At 55.1% G+C, this 17,063-nt stretch carries 16 protein-coding genes; 2 read left to right on the top strand and 14 right to left on the bottom strand.

Annotated elements, in window-relative coordinates:
* Positions 1-47: 47 nt before the first annotated feature.
* The 4 genes from NMQ00_RS06690 to NMQ00_RS06675 all read right to left on the bottom strand — a co-directional run bounded on the left by NMQ00_RS06690 (position 48) and on the right by NMQ00_RS06675 (position 3,066).
* On the bottom strand, positions 48-836 hold the full coding sequence (locus NMQ00_RS06690) for a transporter substrate-binding domain-containing protein (RefSeq protein WP_255178449.1): 789 nt from the start codon (positions 834-836) through the stop codon (positions 48-50).
* Positions 837-1,021: 185 nt separating this feature from the next.
* Positions 1,022-1,363 carry a DUF952 domain-containing protein gene (locus NMQ00_RS06685; RefSeq protein WP_021067681.1) on the bottom strand — a complete coding sequence of 114 codons (342 nt, stop codon included), beginning with the start codon at positions 1,361-1,363 and terminating at the stop codon, positions 1,022-1,024.
* Between the two features lie 55 nt (positions 1,364-1,418).
* Positions 1,419-1,847: a BrxA/BrxB family bacilliredoxin gene (locus tag NMQ00_RS06680; protein ID WP_021067682.1), complete on the bottom strand. Its 429-nt coding sequence runs from the start codon at positions 1,845-1,847 to the stop codon at positions 1,419-1,421.
* A gap of 34 nt (positions 1,848-1,881) precedes the next feature.
* Positions 1,882-3,066 carry a class I SAM-dependent methyltransferase gene (locus NMQ00_RS06675; RefSeq protein WP_255178448.1) on the bottom strand — a complete coding sequence of 395 codons (1,185 nt, stop codon included), beginning with the start codon at positions 3,064-3,066 and terminating at the stop codon, positions 1,882-1,884.
* A 99-nt stretch (positions 3,067-3,165) separates the two neighbouring features.
* Between NMQ00_RS06675 and NMQ00_RS06670 the strand changes: the two genes are divergently transcribed.
* Complete coding sequence (locus NMQ00_RS06670) at positions 3,166-3,942, top strand: sporulation protein (RefSeq protein WP_255178447.1); 777 nt, start codon at positions 3,166-3,168, stop codon at positions 3,940-3,942.
* 76 nt (positions 3,943-4,018) lie between these two features.
* On the opposite strand, the gene NMQ00_RS06665 is transcribed toward NMQ00_RS06670, so the two are convergent.
* From NMQ00_RS06665 to NMQ00_RS06630, 8 genes are all read right to left on the bottom strand, one after another.
* The gene (locus tag NMQ00_RS06665; protein ID WP_255178446.1) at positions 4,019-5,338 is read right to left on the bottom strand and encodes a dihydrolipoamide acetyltransferase family protein; all 1,320 of its coding nucleotides are present in this window, start codon (positions 5,336-5,338) and stop codon (positions 4,019-4,021) included.
* Positions 5,339-5,349: 11 nt separating this feature from the next.
* Complete coding sequence (locus tag NMQ00_RS06660; RefSeq protein ID WP_255178445.1) at positions 5,350-6,327, bottom strand: alpha-ketoacid dehydrogenase subunit beta; 978 nt, start codon at positions 6,325-6,327, stop codon at positions 5,350-5,352.
* On the bottom strand, positions 6,327-7,325 hold the full coding sequence (locus NMQ00_RS06655) for a thiamine pyrophosphate-dependent dehydrogenase E1 component subunit alpha (protein WP_255178689.1): 999 nt from the start codon (positions 7,323-7,325) through the stop codon (positions 6,327-6,329). Before NMQ00_RS06655 ends, NMQ00_RS06660 begins: the two co-directional genes overlap by 1 nt.
* A gap of 21 nt (positions 7,326-7,346) precedes the next feature.
* Positions 7,347-8,756, bottom strand: coding sequence for a dihydrolipoyl dehydrogenase (lpdA, locus tag NMQ00_RS06650; protein ID WP_255178444.1), 1,410 nt, complete (start codon positions 8,754-8,756; stop codon positions 7,347-7,349).
* Positions 8,740-9,831 (bottom strand): butyrate kinase, encoded by a 1,092-nt coding sequence (gene buk / locus NMQ00_RS06645; protein ID WP_255178443.1) that lies wholly within the window; start codon positions 9,829-9,831, stop codon positions 8,740-8,742. Before buk ends, lpdA begins: the two co-directional genes overlap by 17 nt.
* A 1-nt stretch (position 9,832) precedes the next feature.
* Positions 9,833-10,954 (bottom strand): Glu/Leu/Phe/Val family dehydrogenase, encoded by a 1,122-nt coding sequence (locus NMQ00_RS06640; RefSeq protein ID WP_303826801.1) that lies wholly within the window; start codon positions 10,952-10,954, stop codon positions 9,833-9,835.
* Between the two features lie 19 nt (positions 10,955-10,973).
* On the bottom strand, positions 10,974-11,870 hold the full coding sequence (gene yqiS, locus NMQ00_RS06635; protein WP_255178441.1) for a phosphate butyryltransferase: 897 nt from the start codon (positions 11,868-11,870) through the stop codon (positions 10,974-10,976).
* Positions 11,871-11,993: 123 nt separating this feature from the next.
* On the bottom strand, positions 11,994-13,631 hold the full coding sequence (locus NMQ00_RS06630; protein WP_255178440.1) for a sigma 54-interacting transcriptional regulator: 1,638 nt from the start codon (positions 13,629-13,631) through the stop codon (positions 11,994-11,996).
* 132 nt (positions 13,632-13,763) lie between these two features.
* Between NMQ00_RS06630 and NMQ00_RS06625 the strand changes: the two genes are divergently transcribed.
* Positions 13,764-14,012: a DUF2627 family protein gene (locus NMQ00_RS06625; RefSeq protein WP_034777970.1), complete on the top strand. Its 249-nt coding sequence runs from the start codon at positions 13,764-13,766 to the stop codon at positions 14,010-14,012.
* A gap of 614 nt (positions 14,013-14,626) precedes the next feature.
* On the opposite strand, the gene spo0A is transcribed toward NMQ00_RS06625, so the two are convergent.
* A complete protein-coding gene (gene spo0A / locus NMQ00_RS06620) occupies positions 14,627-15,358 on the bottom strand; it encodes a sporulation transcription factor Spo0A (protein WP_255178439.1) in 732 nt (243 codons plus the stop codon).
* The gene (recN, locus tag NMQ00_RS06615; protein WP_255178438.1) at positions 15,359-17,056 is read right to left on the bottom strand and encodes a DNA repair protein RecN; all 1,698 of its coding nucleotides are present in this window, start codon (positions 17,054-17,056) and stop codon (positions 15,359-15,361) included.
* Positions 17,057-17,063 lie beyond the last annotated feature (7 nt).

Here is a 17,063-nt window from a genome sequence, read left to right as displayed (position 1 = left end):
TCCTAAAAAAAGGCTGACTGATATTTTCAGTCAGCCTTCTTCAATCTTTATTCAGCTGGTGCTGCTTCTTGTTCGAACCATTTTTGTGCCAACTTCTCGATTTCTCCTGAATCAATCATCTTGTTCAACTCTTCATTGAATTGATCGCGGAGCTCATCGTCCTTGCGGAAGGCAGCGGCAGAACCGGCCTCTTCCTCGTCGACGATTTCAAACGTTGAAAGTTCGCTGTCTTGGTCAAGATATTTCTTCGCGACCGTATCCTCGATGACCATCGCATCGATGCGCCCCGTCTTGATTTCCTGGATGATCTCTGGGATCTTGTTCAAGGCGACGATTTCAGCGCCCGGGATTTGCTCTTTGGCAATCCCTTCTTGAATCGAACCGAGTTGGACCCCGACTTGCTTGCCGTCCAAGTCTTCAAGCGACTGGATGGCATCCCCTTTTGACAGGATCAAGTTTTTTGCCGTGAAATAGATATCCGAGAAATCGGCGTTCTCTTTTCGTTCTTCTGTCGGCGTCATACCCGCCATGACGAAGTCGACACGGCCGGCATTGAGCGCCCCAAGCAGGCTACCAAAGTCCATGTCTTCAATTTTCAATTCATAGCCCATGTTCTCGGCCACTTGCTTGGCGATATCGATGTCGAAGCCGACAATCTCATCGCCGTTCGCCGTATCGACGAACTCATATGGGAAATAGTCAGCACTCGTCCCCATGACGATGACTTTATCCTCCTCATCGGTCGACGTGCTGCCCCCTTCATTCACGTCCGACCCGCAAGCTACCGTGAAAGCGGCCAGACTCGCGATACATAATGCTAGAAAACCTTTTTTCATGTTCATCGTCCCTTTCTTCATATAGGATGAAATTTTCAGAACTTTAACAAAATTATGACATATATGTGAATGTTGCTCAACTGTTCTCTAACTCATCATATGTCCGACTTGTTCTTCAACCACTATATACACATAATTATTACTTGTAAAGTATATTCATGCATAAAATCTAAAAAAAAATACGGTCACATTCGCTCGTAAGCAAAATAAGTGACCGTACCGTTGTCGCGAGAGCCGTAGGGCTGCACCCGTTTGACCGACGCGATCGGGATGGCGCTATACACGTGGGGATAGCGTTCCCCGTCCTCGTCAAACTCGTAGTGGAGCAGGCTGCCGAGACGTCCGACATGGAACGAGACGAGTACGACTCGCTCCCCATGATAATGCCGACGCACGAATTTACCGATCTGTTGCGGGGTGCAACAACGAATATACCCTTCCGTCTGGAGGGTCGGTTCATTGATCTCACCACGCGACAAGGCGATCGTATATTCGGCCTCGCTCATGATTTTGACGACTGGTTCCATCTCATCGTTCCCTTCTTAAGCAAAAGCGCAAAGGCAATGCCTCTGCGCTCACTTCTTAGGCGTAATAAATATCGAACAACGTCTGTAACTGCTCGACGAGCTCTTCGGCCGTCGATGATTCAATCGTGCTCCGCTCGACCATCGTGACGATATTGCCGTCTTCTAACAACGCGATCGATGGTGACGACGGGGCGTAGCCTTCGAAGTATTCACGGGCCCGGTCCGTCGCTTCACGATCTTGACCTGCGAACACGGTGACGAACTGATCCGGCTTGACGCCTTCCATCTTGTTCACGTATGCCGCTGCCGGACGGGCGATGCCACCGGCACAGCCACAGACCGAGTTGACGAGGACGAGCGTCTTGCCTTCTTTCGTTAACGCCGCGTCGACTTCTTCCGGTGTCGTAAGTTCCGTGTACCCTGCAGAGCGTACCTCATTGCGAGCTTGTTCGACTACATCTTGAAAATATAATTGAAAATCCATATTGTTTCCCCTTTCGACTTGCGTCTATTCTTTCTCATTTTACGTCTTGTGGATCGGTTAGGACAAGTCTATCGCTCAATTGCCCTTCTAGGAACGGTGTCGCGTTCAATAACGTCTTGAACGCCACATAGCGGGCCCGTGCTTCATCGGTCGCTTCCCGGTTCGTCAAATAGGCCCGGATGAGAATGTTTTTCGGTGTGTGCTCCATGTCGATGAACTCGAGCAGTTGGGCTTCATAGCCGACGAGACCGAGCAATTCGGCCCGAATCGAATCAGTGGCGAGCGCGGCGAACCGCTCTTTGATGAGTCCATGTTGCAACATGACGTCAAGGCTCGGTGCCTCAAGTTGACGGTTCAATTCTTTTTGACAGCACGGCACGCTCAAGATGACTTTCGCACCCCAACGCACGGCCCGGGCGAGCGCCATGTCTGTCGCGACGTCACACGCATGGAGCGTGACGACCATATCGACCGCCGTCTCGCCTTCGAACTCGTTGATGTCGCCGACGAGGAACTCGAGACGTTCATAGCCGAGGTCACGGGCGATCCCCGCACACTCCTCGATGACTTCTTTCTTCAAATCAAGCCCGGTGATATGAACGTCGTACCCTTTCATCTCATGCAGGAAGTGGTAGAGGGCGAACGTTAAATACGACTTTCCAGATCCGAAGTCAAGAATCCGGACGGTCCGGTCGGTCGGCAAGTGTTTAATCGAGTCCTCGATAAATTCGAGGAAACGGTTGATTTGTTTGAACTTATCGTATTTTTGACGTTTCACTTTTCCGTCCTCGGACTGGACACCGAGACGGATGAGGAACGGTACCGGTTCATCGAGCGGCAACACGTACTGCTTCTCGCGGTTATGGCTCAGCTGCACTTGTTTGACGGCCGTCTCGCGTTCTTTGAACGTCACTTTAAACTTTTTAGACAGTTGGAAATGGAGCTCGGATGCCTTCAGTTGAAACTGTCCTTGGCGAAACGTCTCGAGCAGTTCCTCGAGTTCGATGACCGCCTCGTCCGACGTGAGATTTTTATGTTTCATCACCCGTTCAAATTGGTATTCGAACTGTATATGGTACTCGCCTTTCAATAAGACCGGTTTAAGTTTGATCCGGCGCAAATCGTTCGACTTGAGGCGGGGTTGGCTGATTGTCGCCGTCACGAGCTCGTTTTGGTGAATCACATCAGCGAGCCGCTGTTTTAACTCTGTATATTCCACTGCGTTCATCCTTTTTTCAATAGTTTCGAAACTTTTGTTCACGTGTATTCGTACATACTATTACACGAACACGTGCAAACGTCAAAGGAGGATCATTGTATGTTCAAAAAGTTATTATCATCGATTGGAATCGGCGCCGCGACAGTGGACACGCGACTCACCGAGAGCGCCTGTGTGCCTGGCGGGACGCTCGACGGTGTCGTCCATATTAAAGGCGGCAGCACCGAACAATCGGTCGACCGGATTTACATCTTCTTCAACACGCTCTATAAACATGAGGTGAACGACAAGACGACGTATTCGACGTTCACGATCGAGAAGATCTTGTTGAATGAGGCGCCGTTCATGATCGGTCCTGAGGAAGTGAAAGAGATCCCGTTCACGATCGAGGTCCCGTACAACACACCGATCTCGGTCAGCCAGTCCAAATCATGGATCGAGACCGGCCTCGACATCGCCCAGGCCGTCGACCCGAAAGACGAGGACTCGATTCTCGTCAAACCGAACCAGGCCCAGCAGGTCGTCCTCGACGTGCTCGACGACATCGGCTTCCGCTTGAAGAAGGCCGATACTGAGATGCTTCCGGCCCGCCATCGTTCCGGTCGCCTCCCGATTGCCCAAGAACTCGAATATTCACCGAACGGGACGAGCTACGGACGCAAACTTGATGAGCTCGAAGTCGTCATGCTGCAAACGGAGTCGTCGCTAGATTTATTGATTCAAGTCGACAAGAGCGTCCATAACCTCGGCAGCCTGTTCGCCGATTTGACGGGGACCGACGAGTCGACACACCGCCTCAGCTACACGAACGCCGAGCTCGCCTCGCCCGAGCGCATCCGGCGTGACCTCGAAACGTTAATCGAACGCTCCATTTGACTTCTACCGCCACGGAAACGGATCCGTGGCTTTTTTATATGAAAAATCCTGCCTTCGACTGAAGGCAGGACGTGAATCAATAGAGCGTATACGTGTCGGGATTGATCGATTCAAGCGACTGTTTGATTGCCTGCAAGAACTGACCGGCGACGAGACCGTCGAGGACGCGGTGGTCGACCGACATGCACAAGTTGACCATATCGCGCGCCGCGAACATCCCGTTCACCCATACCGGGCGCTTCACGATCGACTCGACCGACAAAATCGCCGCTTGCGGGTAATTCAGAATCGGGGCCGATTGGATTGAACCGAACGCACCCGTGTTGTTGATCGTGAACGTGCCGCCCCGCATCTCGTCCGCTTTCAAGCGATTGGCGCGGGCACGGGCCGCGACGTCTTGAAGGGCGACAGCGAGACCTTTGATGTTCTTCTCGTCCGCATGCTTGATGACCGGGACGTAGAGGGCATCGTTCGCCGCGACGGCGACCGATAGATGGATGTCTTGATGGACTTTGATGTGATCGCCTGCCCATTCGGAGTTCATCATCGGATGTTTTTTCAGCGCCTCGATGGCCGCCTTCATGAAGAACGGCATGAACGTCAGCTTGACACCTTCCCGTTTGAAGAACTCGTCTTTCAACTTAGCCCGGGCTGCGACGAGGTTCGTCACATCGACCTCGATCATGAGCCACGCATGCGGGGCCTCATGTTTCGAGCGTACCATGTTGTTCGCGATCGCTTGACGGACACCGGCCGTCGGAATGAGTTCGACTCGGTCCGACGACGAGCTGGCTGCCGGGGCAGGCTGCGTTACAGCCGGTGCCGCGACCGTCTCAGGCACGTCGAGCTTCGTTTGTGTCATCGTCTCTTGAACCGGAGCTTGCGTCGCCGCTTCCGGTTTGACCGGACGGCCTTCCGACAAATAGCGAAGGACGTCTTTGCGCGTGATGCGACCGCCGAGGCCGCTGCCGTCGAGCTCGTTCAAATCGATTGCATTCTCGTTGGCGAGTCGGATGACGGCCGGTGAGAACCGTCCGTTATTCTGTTTCCGCGGTGCAGCCGATGCGGCAGTGACCGCTTGCTTCGTCTCGACCGGGTCCGCTTCGACTTGTGCCGGTTCTACTTCCACTTCTGCTTTCGCCGGCGCAGACTCGGCACCTTCGACTTCCATGACGAGGACCGGTGTGCCGACGGCGACCGTATCGCCTTCACTGATTAAAATCTGTTTCACGACACCGGCGCTCGTCGCCGGAATCTCAGCGGTTACTTTATCGGTCATGACCTCGGCGAGCGGCTCATACTCCTCGACGCGGTCACCTGGTTTGACGAGAAACGTTGTGATCGTCCCCTCAGTGACACTTTCTCCGAGCTGTGGCATTTTAATTGTCTGTTCCATACGACCCCTCCTTAAAAGGCGGCGAGCTGACGTGCCCGCTCCGCGATTTTTTCAGGGGATACGATGAAAAATTTCTCCATCGGTGGTGCATACGGCATCGACGGCACGTCCGGTCCCGCCAGACGCTCGATTGGCGCGTCGAGTTCGAACAGCGCTTTCTCCGCGATGATGGCCGCGACTTCCCCGATGATGCTACCTTCTTTATTGTCCTCGGTGACGAGGAGCACTTTCCCGGTCTTCTTGACGGCTTCGACGATCCCCTCTTGGTCGAGCGGATAGATCGTGCGCAAATCGAGGATGTGCGTACTGATGCCTTCGCCTTCGAGCGTCTTCGCCGCTTCCTGGGCCATATGGACGCACAGACCGTACGTGATAATCGTGATGTCGTCACCTTCCCGTTTGACGGCGGCCTTGCCGATTTCGACCGTATAGTCGTCAGTCGGAATGTCGGCTTTCAAGAGGCGGTACGCCCGTTTATGTTCGAAGAAGAGGACCGGGTCGTTCGAGCGGATGGCTGACTTGAGCAATCCTTTCGCATCGACCGGGTCGGACGGGATGACGACCTTGAGGCCAGGTGTCGAATTGAACATCGCCTCGACCGATTGAGAATGATAGAGCGCGCCATGAATCCCACCGCCGAACGGTGCACGGATGACCATCGGGCACGTCCAATCGTTATTTGAACGGTAGCGGATTTTTGCCGCTTCGGAGACGATTTGGTTGACCGCCGGCATGATGAAGTCGGCGAATTGCATTTCGGCGATCGGACGCATGCCGTACATGGCCGCCCCGATCCCGACACCTGCGATCGCACTCTCGGCGAGCGGCGCATCGATGACGCGGTCCTCACCATACTTCTCAATCAAGCCTTGCGTCGCGCGGAACACACCGCCACGGACACCGACATCTTCCCCGAGCACGAAGACGTTCTCATCGCGTTCCATCTCTTCATGGATCGCTTCATTGATCGCTTCAATAAACGTTTTCATCACATTTCCCCCTCGTACACATGGTCCATCGTCGATTCAGGAGACGCATATGGTGCCTTGTCGGCGTAAGCAGTCGCCTCATTGACTTCACGATCGACGTTCGCCTCGATCTCTGCGAGTTCTTCCTCGGTCATGACGCCGTCCTCGATCAAACGCTTCCGGAACAATTGATTCCCGTCGCGATTCTTCAGGTTAGCCAACTCTTCGACCGAGCGGTACGCTTTGTCATCGTCATCCGACGAATGCGGTACGAGACGTTCGACCTCGGCTTCGATGAGTGTCGGGCCTTCACCGCGAAGGGCGCGGGCACGGGCTTCTTTCACGACGACATAGACGGCGATCGGATCTGTCCCATCGACCGTGACGCCAGGCATGCCGTAACCTTTGGCCCGGTCCGACACGCGCTCACAGGCGAGCTGCTTCGAGAGCGGTACCGAGATGGCATATTTGTTGTTCTCACAGAACAAGATCACCGGCAATTTATGGACACCCGCGAAGTTCGCGCCTTCGTGGAAGTCCCCTTGGTTCGACGAGCCTTCACCGAACGAGACGAACGTGACGAGCTCTTCTTTTTTCAGTTTGGCGGCGAGTGCCACACCGACCGCATGCGGCACTTGCGTCGTCACCGGAGACGAGCCCGTCACGATGCGGTGCTGTTTCGAACCGAAATGGCCCGGCATTTGACGACCGCCCGAGTTCGGGTCCTCCGCCTTGGCGAACGCCGACAACATCAAGTCGCGGGCCGTCTGTCCGAAGTGTAAGACGACGGCGACATCCCGGTAATACGGGAGGATGTAGTCCGTCCCTTTCTCGAGCGCGAACGCCGCACCGACTTGGGCCGCCTCTTGTCCTTGACACGAGACGACGAACGGGATTTTTCCGGCACGGTTTAATTTCCACATGCGCTCATCGATTTTACGGGCACGGACCATCGTCTCGTACATCGCACCGAGGTCTTGTTTCGTCAACCCTAGTTCCTCATATGAATTCACAGTCATCTGTTCCATTCTGTTTCCTCCTTAGGCGTGAATCGGTAATCCGTCGACGGCCAGTGCCGCCTCTTGGAACGCTTCGCTCAGCGCCGGGTGAGGATGGACGAGCTGGCCCATTTCCCATGCCGTGGCGTTCAAGACGAGAGCGAGTCCGCCTTCTGTGATTAATTCTGTCGCTTTCGGTCCGACGATGTGCACCCCGAGCAGGTCGTCGGTTTCCTTGTCCGATACAAGTTTGACGAACCCATCCGCTTGCCCTTCGATGCGGGCCTTGCCGAGGCCGTTGAAACGATACGTGCCCGTCTTGACTTCATGTCCGGCCGCTTTGGCTGTTTCCTCGGTCATGCCGACCGATGCGACTTCCGGCACCCCATAGACGCAACGTGGGATCAAGGCGTAATCGAGCGGTGTCGGCTCGTGGCCGAGAATCGTCTCGACCGCCTTCACCCCTTCCGCCGAGGCGACATGGGCGAGCTGGAGTTTGCCGATGCAGTCTCCAATGGCGAAGATGTGACGTTCTTTCGTCCGATACTGTTCATCGACTTGGATGACACCGTTCTCGACGACAATCGAGGTGTTCTGTAAGCCGAGATGCTCCGTATTGGCGACCCGTCCGACCGAGACGAGGACGCAGTCGACCGAAATCGTCTCATCCCCGACGGCGAGTGCGACATCGTCCGAGGACACAATCGTCCGTTCTGGGTCGACCGTCACGTTCTTTTTCACTTTTACGCCGCGCTTTTTGAGGAGCCGTTCGACTTCTCGTGACACCGCTTTGTCTTCGAGCGGCAACAGACGCTCCCCGACTTCGATCAAAGTGACGTTTACATCTAAGTCGATGAGCATCGAGGCCCATTCGACACCGATGACGCCACCGCCGACGATGGCGATTGAGTCCGGCAACTGTTCGAACTGGAGCAGGTCATCCGAGTTCAAGATGCGTGTATGGTCAAACGGGAGGCCAGGCAGTTCGCGCGGAATCGATCCTGTCGCGATGATGAGCTGGTTCGGCAAGATAAGCTCGGACTCGCCCGAGGCGTCTTCGACCGCGACCGTTCCCGGCTGCGGTGAGAAGATGCTCGGCCCTAAGATGGACGCTTTGCCGCGGAACACTTCGATTTTGCCTTGCTTCATCAAATGCTCGATGCCTTTCTCTAATCCTGCGACCAAGTCTCGTTTGAACGACTGGGCCCGTTCCATGTTGAACGTGACGGCCCCTGTCTCGACACCGTACGCGCTCCCGTGTTTCGCCGTCTGATAGACGTGGGCCGCTTTCAACAACGCCTTCGTCGGGATGCAGCCTTTATGTAGACATGTCCCGCCAAGTTTCTCAGCCTCCACGATTGCGACAGTTTTACCGGCTTGGGCCGCCTTGATGGCCGCGACATATCCGCCAGGACCGCCGCCGATGACGACGATTTCAAATTCTCGTGCCATGTGTATCCCCCTCATATTCTCGAACTGCTTCTTCATGTCGGATGGCCCGGAAAGCTCCTTCGGCGAGTGCCTTCAGCTCATCTTCACCCGGATAGATGTGGACCGGCGCCAAATAGCCGACGCGGGCACTGATTTGCTCGGTCAGCCAAGTCGAATAGGCGATGCCGCCCGTCAACAAAATCGCATCGACGTCGCCGCGCAGCGTAGCGCCATGTTTGGCGATCTCTTGGGCGACGCGGTATGCCATCGTCTCATAAAGAAGAGCGGCCTGTTCATCACCATCTGCCATGCGCTGTTCGATCTCGATCGCGTCGAACGTCCCGAGGTGGGCAAACAGTCCTCCGCGTCCGACGATTTTCTGTTTCATTTCCGACTCTTTATACCTGGTACTATAACATAGTTCTACTACCTGTCCAACAGGAATTGAACCTGCCCGTTCCGGGGCGAGCGGGCCGTCGCCATCGAGCCCATTGTTTACATCGATGACTTTTCCTTTGGCATGGGCGCCGACCGTGATACCGCCACCGAGGTGGGCGATGACCAAGTTAAGTTCGTTGTAATCGCTTCCATTTTCAGCCGCAAAACGTTTCGCGACCGCCTTCTGGTTCAAGGCGTGAAAGATGCTGCGCCGATTGATTTCAGGCATTCCTGTCGCCCGCGCGAGCGGTCCGAGCTCGTCGACGACGACCGGGTCAACGATGAAATTCGGCACTTGAAATAAATCACCGAGCTTGTGTGCGAGCAAACCGCCCAAATTCGAGGCATGCATACCGAAGCGTCCGCTCGCCAAATCTTCCCGCATGAGCGGGTTGACGGCGTACGTCCCCGATGTCATCGGGGCGAGCAAACCGCCGCGACCGACGATCGCGGACAACTCCTCGCCCGCGATGCCCGTCTCGGCCAATAAGTCCCGCACTTCGCGTTCCCGATGTGGCAGTTGCTCCGGAAGTGACAATCCTGTGACGTCGGCCCCATGACGGACGGTACGAGACATGATCTCGTCCGTTCCGTCAAACAAACCGACCTTTGTCGAAGTCGAACCCGGGTTGATGGCGAGAATGAGCTGTCGTGTCATCTCAGCGCCCACCTAACAAGCTCTTTTCGACTTTCAAGAACTGGCTGCGCGACCGTGACATCATCTGGATGCGCTCTTCGGCCATCTTCTCGGCCGCGACATGCGTCGGGACACCATCGCGCTCAGCAATCTCGAAGACGCGCTGCATGTTGTCGTAAATGAGCTCGACTTTCTTCATCGCCCGCTCGCGGTTATAGCCTTCGAGCTCGTCGGCCACGTTGATGACGCCGCCCGCGTTGATGACGAAGTCTGGCGCATAGAGGATGCCGCGCTCTTCTAACACGTCCCCATGACGGTCCTCAGCGAGTTGGTTGTTGGCCGCACCGGCCACGATTTGGGCTTTGAGCATTGGAATCGTCTTGTCATTGATGACCGCTCCAAGTGCACACGGCGCGAAGATGTCGCAATCGACCGCATAGATCTCATCCGGCTTGACGACTGTCGCTCCGAAGTCCGTCTCGGCCCGCTTGAGCGCCTCTTCGTTAATGTCGGTCACGACCAAGTGCGCCCCTTCCTCGTGTAAATGACGGCACAAGTTGTAGGCGACGTTCCCGACCCCTTGGACGGCGACCGTCTTCCCAGCGAGCGAGTCCGAACCGAACTTCCATTTCGCCGCCGCCTTCATGCCGCGGTAAACGCCGTACGCCGTCACCGGCGACGGATTGCCGCTCGATCCGAACGCTGGGCTGACGCCGGTCACATAATCGGTCTCCATGTGGATGAAGTCCATATCAGCGACCGTCGTGTTGACGTCCTCGGCCGTGATGTAGCGACCGCTGAGTGATTGCACGTAACGACCGAACGCCCGGAACAGCGCCTCGGACTTGTCCGTCTTCGCGTTCCCGATGATGACGGCCTTGCCGCCGCCGAGGTTAAGTCCCGCAGCCGCGTTTTTATACGTCATCCCTTTTGCCAAACGAAGGACGTCCGTAAGCGCTTCTTCTTCCGACGCATAGTTCCACATGCGCAGCCCCCCGAGAGCCGGTCCGAGCGTCGTATCGTGAATCGCGATAATCGCCTTTAATCCTGACGCCTGGTCTTGGCAGAAGACGATTTGCTCATAATCCTCAGCCTGTAAGACGTCGAAAATACGAAAGCGTGGTTCCATGTTTGTTTCCATCATTGATGATTCCTCCATAAATTTATTTTTTGGCGTGCAAGAGCGCGAACGCGAGTGAGTACAGTTTGGCCTCGGCCGTGTCGGCCCGGCTCGTCAAGACGACCGGTGCGGCCGCGCCGACGACGATGGCCGCCACGCTCGCTCCGGCAAAGTACATCATCGACTTATAAAGGACGTTGCCGACCTCTATGTATGGGACGAGCAATAAGTCGGCTTGCCCGGCGACTTCGCTAGCGATGCCTTTTTGTTTGGCCGCGACCATGTCGACGGCGTTATCGAGCGCGAGCGGTCCATCGACGACACAACCTTTGATTTGTCCGCGCCGGTTCATCTGACTGAGCAGCGCAGCGTCGAGTGTCGCCGTCATCTGCGGGTTGACGACCTCGACCGCCCCGATTGCGGCCACTTTCGGCGACGCGTAACCGATGTCATGCATCGCCGCGACGGCGTTGTGGATAATCTCGACTTTCTCATCGAGTGTCGGAGCGATATGGATCGCCGCATCGGTCACTCCGATCAGCCGTTCCCGATTCGGGATTTGGAACAAAGCGATATGGCTGAGCGTCCGGTTCGTCCGAAGTCCCGTCTCTCGGCTTAGCACCGCTTTCATGAACGTCGATGTCGCCACCATACCTTTCATGAGCACGTCGGCTTCTCCGGTCCTGACGGCGAGCGTCGCCCGTTTGGCAATATTCTTGTCGCCCTTGACGTGGATGATATCGACCGCGTCCTCATCGATGTCGTGTTCGTCACATAATCGTTTGATCTCTCGGGCATCCCCGATTAGTTTGAACCGAGATAATCCGTGATCGGTCGCGAGCTTGACGGCGCGGATGACTTCTACGTCGGCCGCCCCCGCGATCGAGACGGTTCGCCCGTCTAACTGTTTCGCTTGATCGAGCATCCGTTCAAAATTCATGCATGTCCCCCCCTTGCCTGTCTTCACTTATTCTTATGCAAGTTTGTTTCCACTTTTGAAAGCGCTTCAACCGGTCAATGATTCTGCATATTTTTACATAGCGTGAATAAAGTTGCAGGCAATTTATTGCAGACGTTCAAGTTTATTATACAACGTCCGGATGGAGATGTGTAAGCGACGAGCCGCTTCCGACTTATTTCCGTCCGCATCTTCGATCGCTCGTTCAATCAAATCCCGTTCATAACGCGCGACGGCATCGTGTAAAGAGAGCGCGTCCGTCGGTCGCGTCGATGTGACGCGCGGTGACAGTTGGAGATGGTGCGGGGCGATCCATTGCTCGGTGCTCGCCATATAGATCATCGCCCGGCCGAGCACGTTCTCGAGTTCACGGACGTTGCCTTTCCAATACTGGCTTTTCAATAGCTCGGTCGCCTCTAGGTTCACACCGCGCACGCTGCGGCCATATTCTTGGTTCAACTTACGGACGATGCGCTCACAGAGCGGCTCAATTTCCTCGAGCCGGTCCCGGAGCGGCGGAATATGGATCGGCATCCGATTAATCCGGTAATACAGGTCTTCGCGGAACGTCCCGTCAGCCACTTTCAGTTCGAGGTCGGCGTTCGTCGCCGCGATGATGCGCACATCGACTGGGATCGCACTCGTGCCACCAACTCGGACAATCTCATGTTCCTGGAGGACACGGAGCAGTTTGACTTGGACGTCGACCGGCAACTCGCCAATCTCATCGAGGAAGAGCGAACCGCCATCGGCCTCTTCGAAATACCCTACCTTGCCGCCTCGCTTCGCCCCACTGAAGGCACCGTCCTCATAACCGAACAGTTCGCTCTCGAGGAGTGTCGGTGAGATGGCGGCACAGTTGACACGGACGAATTTCTTATATTTGCGCGGAGACTCCCCGTGGATGGCATGGGCGAACAGCTCTTTGCCCGTTCCCGACTCACCGCGGATGAGGACGGTGACGGGTGTCACGGCTGCGAGCCGAGCCTGTTCGATGACGAAACGCATCTTGTCGCTCGTCGCGATGATATCGGCGAACTGATATTTCGCCTCGAGGTTGCGAATCCGTGTCTTTGCTTCCTGTAACTCGTCTCGGAGCGCCCGGATTTGAGACACGTCGCGAATGACACCGACCGACCCCCGCAACTTTCCTTCGACGATAATCGGTTCGGCGTTGACGAGAATATCGCGGCGTGTCGCACCGATTTGCATCCGGATGTCACGGACGCCTTGTCCGGTCGAGAGCACTTTCAAATGGACACTCTCCTGCATGCCGATATCGGCTGTCGCCGGCTTGTCGACGACGTCTTCTTTTTTAAAACCCGTCAGCCGTGTATAGGACGGGTTGATCAAGATTGTATTCCCGTTATGGTCGGCGACCGAGATCGCCTCGCTCGTACAGTCGATGATCGCCTCGAGCATCTGTTGGTTCTGTTTCAACCGTTCGACGACGATACGAATGAATTCGCCGGGCAAGACGACCGCGTCCGCGAAATGTTCCTTCAACTCATCAAACGTCTCGGAGCGCCCCGTCGTCTCGATCACGAAATCGAGGCGCTTGTCGGCGCACACCCGCCAATCCCCTGCAGTCATGATCCCATGGTTCCGCGCGAGCTGTACGCCTTCGGCCGTCGCTTCCGGGTCGATGACGGCGACGACGGTGACGAGCGGAGAGTCGAGCAACATCTTCAACACCTCGGTCCCGCCTTTCCCCGCACCGACAATCATCAATCGTTTATTCATTTTGACATCCCCCAATTTTACCGTTCTGCATTCATGCTACTGAACCTGAACTGATTTCGCAACCTCACAAAAAAAGGCCGTGTCGACGTATGTATTTTCTGGTAAACTTATGAGTGTTAAGGAGGAGATCCTATGCGCATCATCGCACTGTTGATCTTAATCATCCCTGGCCTCTTAGGTGTCTATGGCATCAAGTTACTTCGCGACAGTTTCTTCCTCAAGACGAGCGTCCCGTTCTCTTGGATCGAGTCAGTGGCAGCCGCCTCGATGCTTCAAGGAACGTTCGGGCTGTTGATTGCGATGGGCGGGATTGGTTTCGTGGCAGGTTATATCTTCAATCGTGACAAGAAAACAGGCAAAGTCCCACGAATAGATTCTTGAACACAAAAAAAGGTTCCCTAACTTGACTTCATTTCAAGTGCGGAACCTTTTTATTCATATTGAATTGTGATCACTACGGATGATCTCCTCTCCTACTTGCTACAATCTTGTGACATGAGGTCCAATGGTCTTCTTAATGAAGAAGTTTGAAAGAAAGTAGTAACTGCCGTCTTGCGTGAACGGAAACGTACCCATTCGAGTTACTAACAAATGTTCATCGGGTCATGTCGAACCATCCATCGTGAAGTCGAACGCTTGCCATAAACTGTTCAACGGTTGACAACACTCCTTTTGGTCAACTGAACGATTCGTTTTCCCCAGACACGGTCCCTAGCTTCGAACCGATGCCGGAATCGCCTCGCGAATGAGCGTACGTCGCGACCTCTCGTCGGGACGATGACGATTTGAGATGTCGTTCCCACCTCTGAGCTATTGACGGATAGCGGTCCGAGATGATTTCTTGCTTTAACGTGTTCCGGGACACGTTAGAAAGCGTTCATCTGACGCTCGTCCAAGTAACTTGGTACACCTTTATTATAACAAGTTCCCCTCGATTTGCAAGCGCTTTCTTTAACGAAGTGAAAGAAAATCAGGAGGAGAACCCCCCTGATCGGTCATTGCTGTTTGAACGATTGATAGGTGACAAAATAAGAAATGAATTCGGAATTTTTCGGACTGCGCTCGCGCTCCGGACGTCCATCGAACATCTCATGGTTGCGCATCCCATTCTCCCACGCCGTCTTGATCGCGTGTCGCATCGCCCGCTCGACGCGCGACGAGGTCGTCTCATGTTCTTTCGCAATCATCGGATACAGTTCCTTCGTGATCAATCCGAGCAGTTCCTGACGCTCCCGGACGTAGACGACAGCCTGGCGGATATACTTGAATCCTTTGATTCGCGGTGAAATCCCGAGCTGTTGCAGCAACAACGAGATATCGAGTTCTTCTGGCGACATCGCCTCGAACTCCCGGCTCGATCCGGCGGCCAGTTCACGGATTTTCGTAATTAGCTGTTGGATGTTGAACGGCTTGACCAAAAAGTAAGAAGCACCGAGTTGAACGGCCTGCTTCGTCACTTCATCTTTCCCGAACGCGCTGAGCATGATCACTTCCGGTTTGGCGTGCGCCAGGTCTGTCTGTAAACGTTCGAGGACGCCGATACCGTCAAGGTGCGGCATGATAATGTCGAGTAGGAGCACGTCCGGCTGGTGTGTCTTGACGACGTCTAAGCATGCCTCGCCGTCGTAGGCGGTGCCGACGACTTTTAAGTCATCCTCGGACTCGAGTTGGCGGGTCAACAAATCGACGATTTCACGATTGTCGTCCGCGATGCATAATGTGATCAATTAAGACACCCCTTCGATAAACTTCCGTTTTAATTGGAGGGACATAGTGAGCAGTTCCTCCACATGTTGTTTCGTCAAATCCGTCATCTGCGCTCCAGCGATCATGCGCCCGAGCTCATCGACCCGTTCGGCATGACCGAGCGTCGAGACGTTCGTCTTCGTACGGTCGTCCATCTCCGTCTTCGTGATATACAAATGCTGGTCCGCCATCGCGGCCACTTGGGCCAAGTGGGTGATACAGAGCACTTGCGAGCCGACCGACAGGCGGAAGATTTTCTCGCCCATCGCTTGGGCGACCCGTCCGGAGACGCCCGTGTCCACTTCATCGAAAATGATCGATGCGACGCCGACCGTTCGGGAGAAAATCGACTTCAAGGCGAGCATGACGCGGGACAGTTCTCCGCCTGACGCGACTTTCGCGAGCGGTTTGAACGGTTCACCGACGTTCGTCATCATATAGAACTCGACTTGGTCAAGACCGTCTACTTTGTACGCCCCTTCTTTGAAGCGGACCTCGAACTGGGTCTTCTCCATGTACAATTCTTTCAATTCGCGTTGAATCGCCTTCTCGAGCTCGGTCGCCGCTTGTTTACGGGCCGCCGATAATGCCAGCCCGGTCGTACGCACCGTCTGCTCGAGCCGCTCGAGGCGGTCTGACAGCTCTTGCAAATGTTCTTCCCGATTCGTCATCGACTTTAACTCGTCGGCGATTTTCTCCCCATACGTGATGACCTCGTCGATCGTGGCCCCGTACTTCCGCTTCAACTGCTGGAACAAGGCGAGCCTCGTCTCGATCTCATCGAGACGAATCGGATCGAATTCGAGCGAGTCGAGCTGGTCACGCAACTGGAATTTCGCGTCTTCGAGCAGGAAGTAGGCGTTCGAAATCGTCTCGGCCATCGGCGCAAGCGATGTCGACAGTGCGGACGCTTCCTCCATCTCGCGCATGGCGATCCCGATTTGATCGAGCCCTTTCGCCTCGTCCGCGACGGCCTCATACGATAACCGGACATGTTGATGAATCCGCTCGAAATTGGCGAGCTCGTTCCGTTCCTCGGTGAGTGCCTGTTCTTCACCGACCTTCAGCTCGGCAGCCTCGATCTCGTTCGTCTGGAACGCGAGCAGGTCCATGCGCTGGGCCAGCTCTTGTTCACTTTGACTCAATCGCTTCAACTCATCGGCGACGTTCTTCCAGTCGACGTAAGCGTCGCGATAACGCTCGAGGAGCGGGGCGAGTTCGGCTTCAGCGAAACTGTCCAAGATGCCGAGATGGTATTCGGCATCCATCAAGTGTTGATGTTCATGTTGGCCATGGATATCGACGAGCAACCGACCGAGCTCACGCAACGTCGACAACGGCATCATCTTCCCGTTGACGCGGCAAACGCTTTTCCCGCTGCTATGTAAGTCGCGGCGCAATATGACGGTCCCTTCTTCGATCTCGATGCCGTACTGAGTCGCCGCATCGATAATCGGATGGTCCGATTCGACGTTGAACAGCCCTTCGATCTCCGCCTTGTCTTGGCCATAGCGGACGAACTCGCTTGAGCCTCGTCCCCCGACGAGCAAACCGATGGCGTCGAGCAGGATTGATTTCCCGGCCCCGGTCTCCCCTGTCAATACGGTCATCCCACGGTTGAACGTGATATTCAGTTCATCGATGATCGCAAATTGTTTGATCGATAGTTCTGCTAACATACGATAG

The organism is Exiguobacterium aurantiacum, from assembly GCF_024362205.1.
Lineage (GTDB): Bacteria > Bacillota > Bacilli > Exiguobacteriales > Exiguobacteriaceae > Exiguobacterium > Exiguobacterium aurantiacum_B.
This window is presented reverse-complemented; position numbering and strand designations above follow the sequence as displayed.

Bases quoted from the DNA above. Each gene is read 5' to 3' on its own strand.
- NMQ00_RS06665 (WP_255178446.1), bottom strand. From the start codon at position 5,338: ATGGAACAGACAATTAAAATGCCACAGCTCGGAGAAAGTGTCACTGAG.
- NMQ00_RS06670 (WP_255178447.1), top strand. From the start codon at position 3,166: ATGTTCAAAAAGTTATTATCATCGATTGGAATCGGCGCCGCGACAGTG.
- yqiS (WP_255178441.1), bottom strand. From the start codon at position 11,870: ATGAATTTTGAACGGATGCTCGATCAAGCGAAACAGTTAGACGGGCGA.
- NMQ00_RS06655 (WP_255178689.1), bottom strand. From the start codon at position 7,325: ATGACTGTGAATTCATATGAGGAACTAGGGTTGACGAAACAAGACCTC.
- lpdA (WP_255178444.1), bottom strand. From the start codon at position 8,756: ATGGCACGAGAATTTGAAATCGTCGTCATCGGCGGCGGTCCTGGCGGA.
- NMQ00_RS06680 (WP_021067682.1), bottom strand. From the start codon at position 1,847: ATGGATTTTCAATTATATTTTCAAGATGTAGTCGAACAAGCTCGCAAT.
- NMQ00_RS06640 (WP_303826801.1), bottom strand. From the start codon at position 10,954: ATGATGGAAACAAACATGGAACCACGCTTTCGTATTTTCGACGTCTTA.
- NMQ00_RS06685 (WP_021067681.1), bottom strand. From the start codon at position 1,363: ATGGAACCAGTCGTCAAAATCATGAGCGAGGCCGAATATACGATCGCC.
- NMQ00_RS06690 (WP_255178449.1), bottom strand. From the start codon at position 836: ATGAAAAAAGGTTTTCTAGCATTATGTATCGCGAGTCTGGCCGCTTTC.
- NMQ00_RS06625 (WP_034777970.1), top strand. From the start codon at position 13,764: ATGCGCATCATCGCACTGTTGATCTTAATCATCCCTGGCCTCTTAGGT.
- NMQ00_RS06630 (WP_255178440.1), bottom strand. From the start codon at position 13,631: ATGAATAAACGATTGATGATTGTCGGTGCGGGGAAAGGCGGGACCGAG.
- recN (WP_255178438.1), bottom strand. From the start codon at position 17,056: ATGTTAGCAGAACTATCGATCAAACAATTTGCGATCATCGATGAACTG.
- buk (WP_255178443.1), bottom strand. From the start codon at position 9,831: ATGACACGACAGCTCATTCTCGCCATCAACCCGGGTTCGACTTCGACA.
- NMQ00_RS06660 (WP_255178445.1), bottom strand. From the start codon at position 6,327: ATGAAAACGTTTATTGAAGCGATCAATGAAGCGATCCATGAAGAGATG.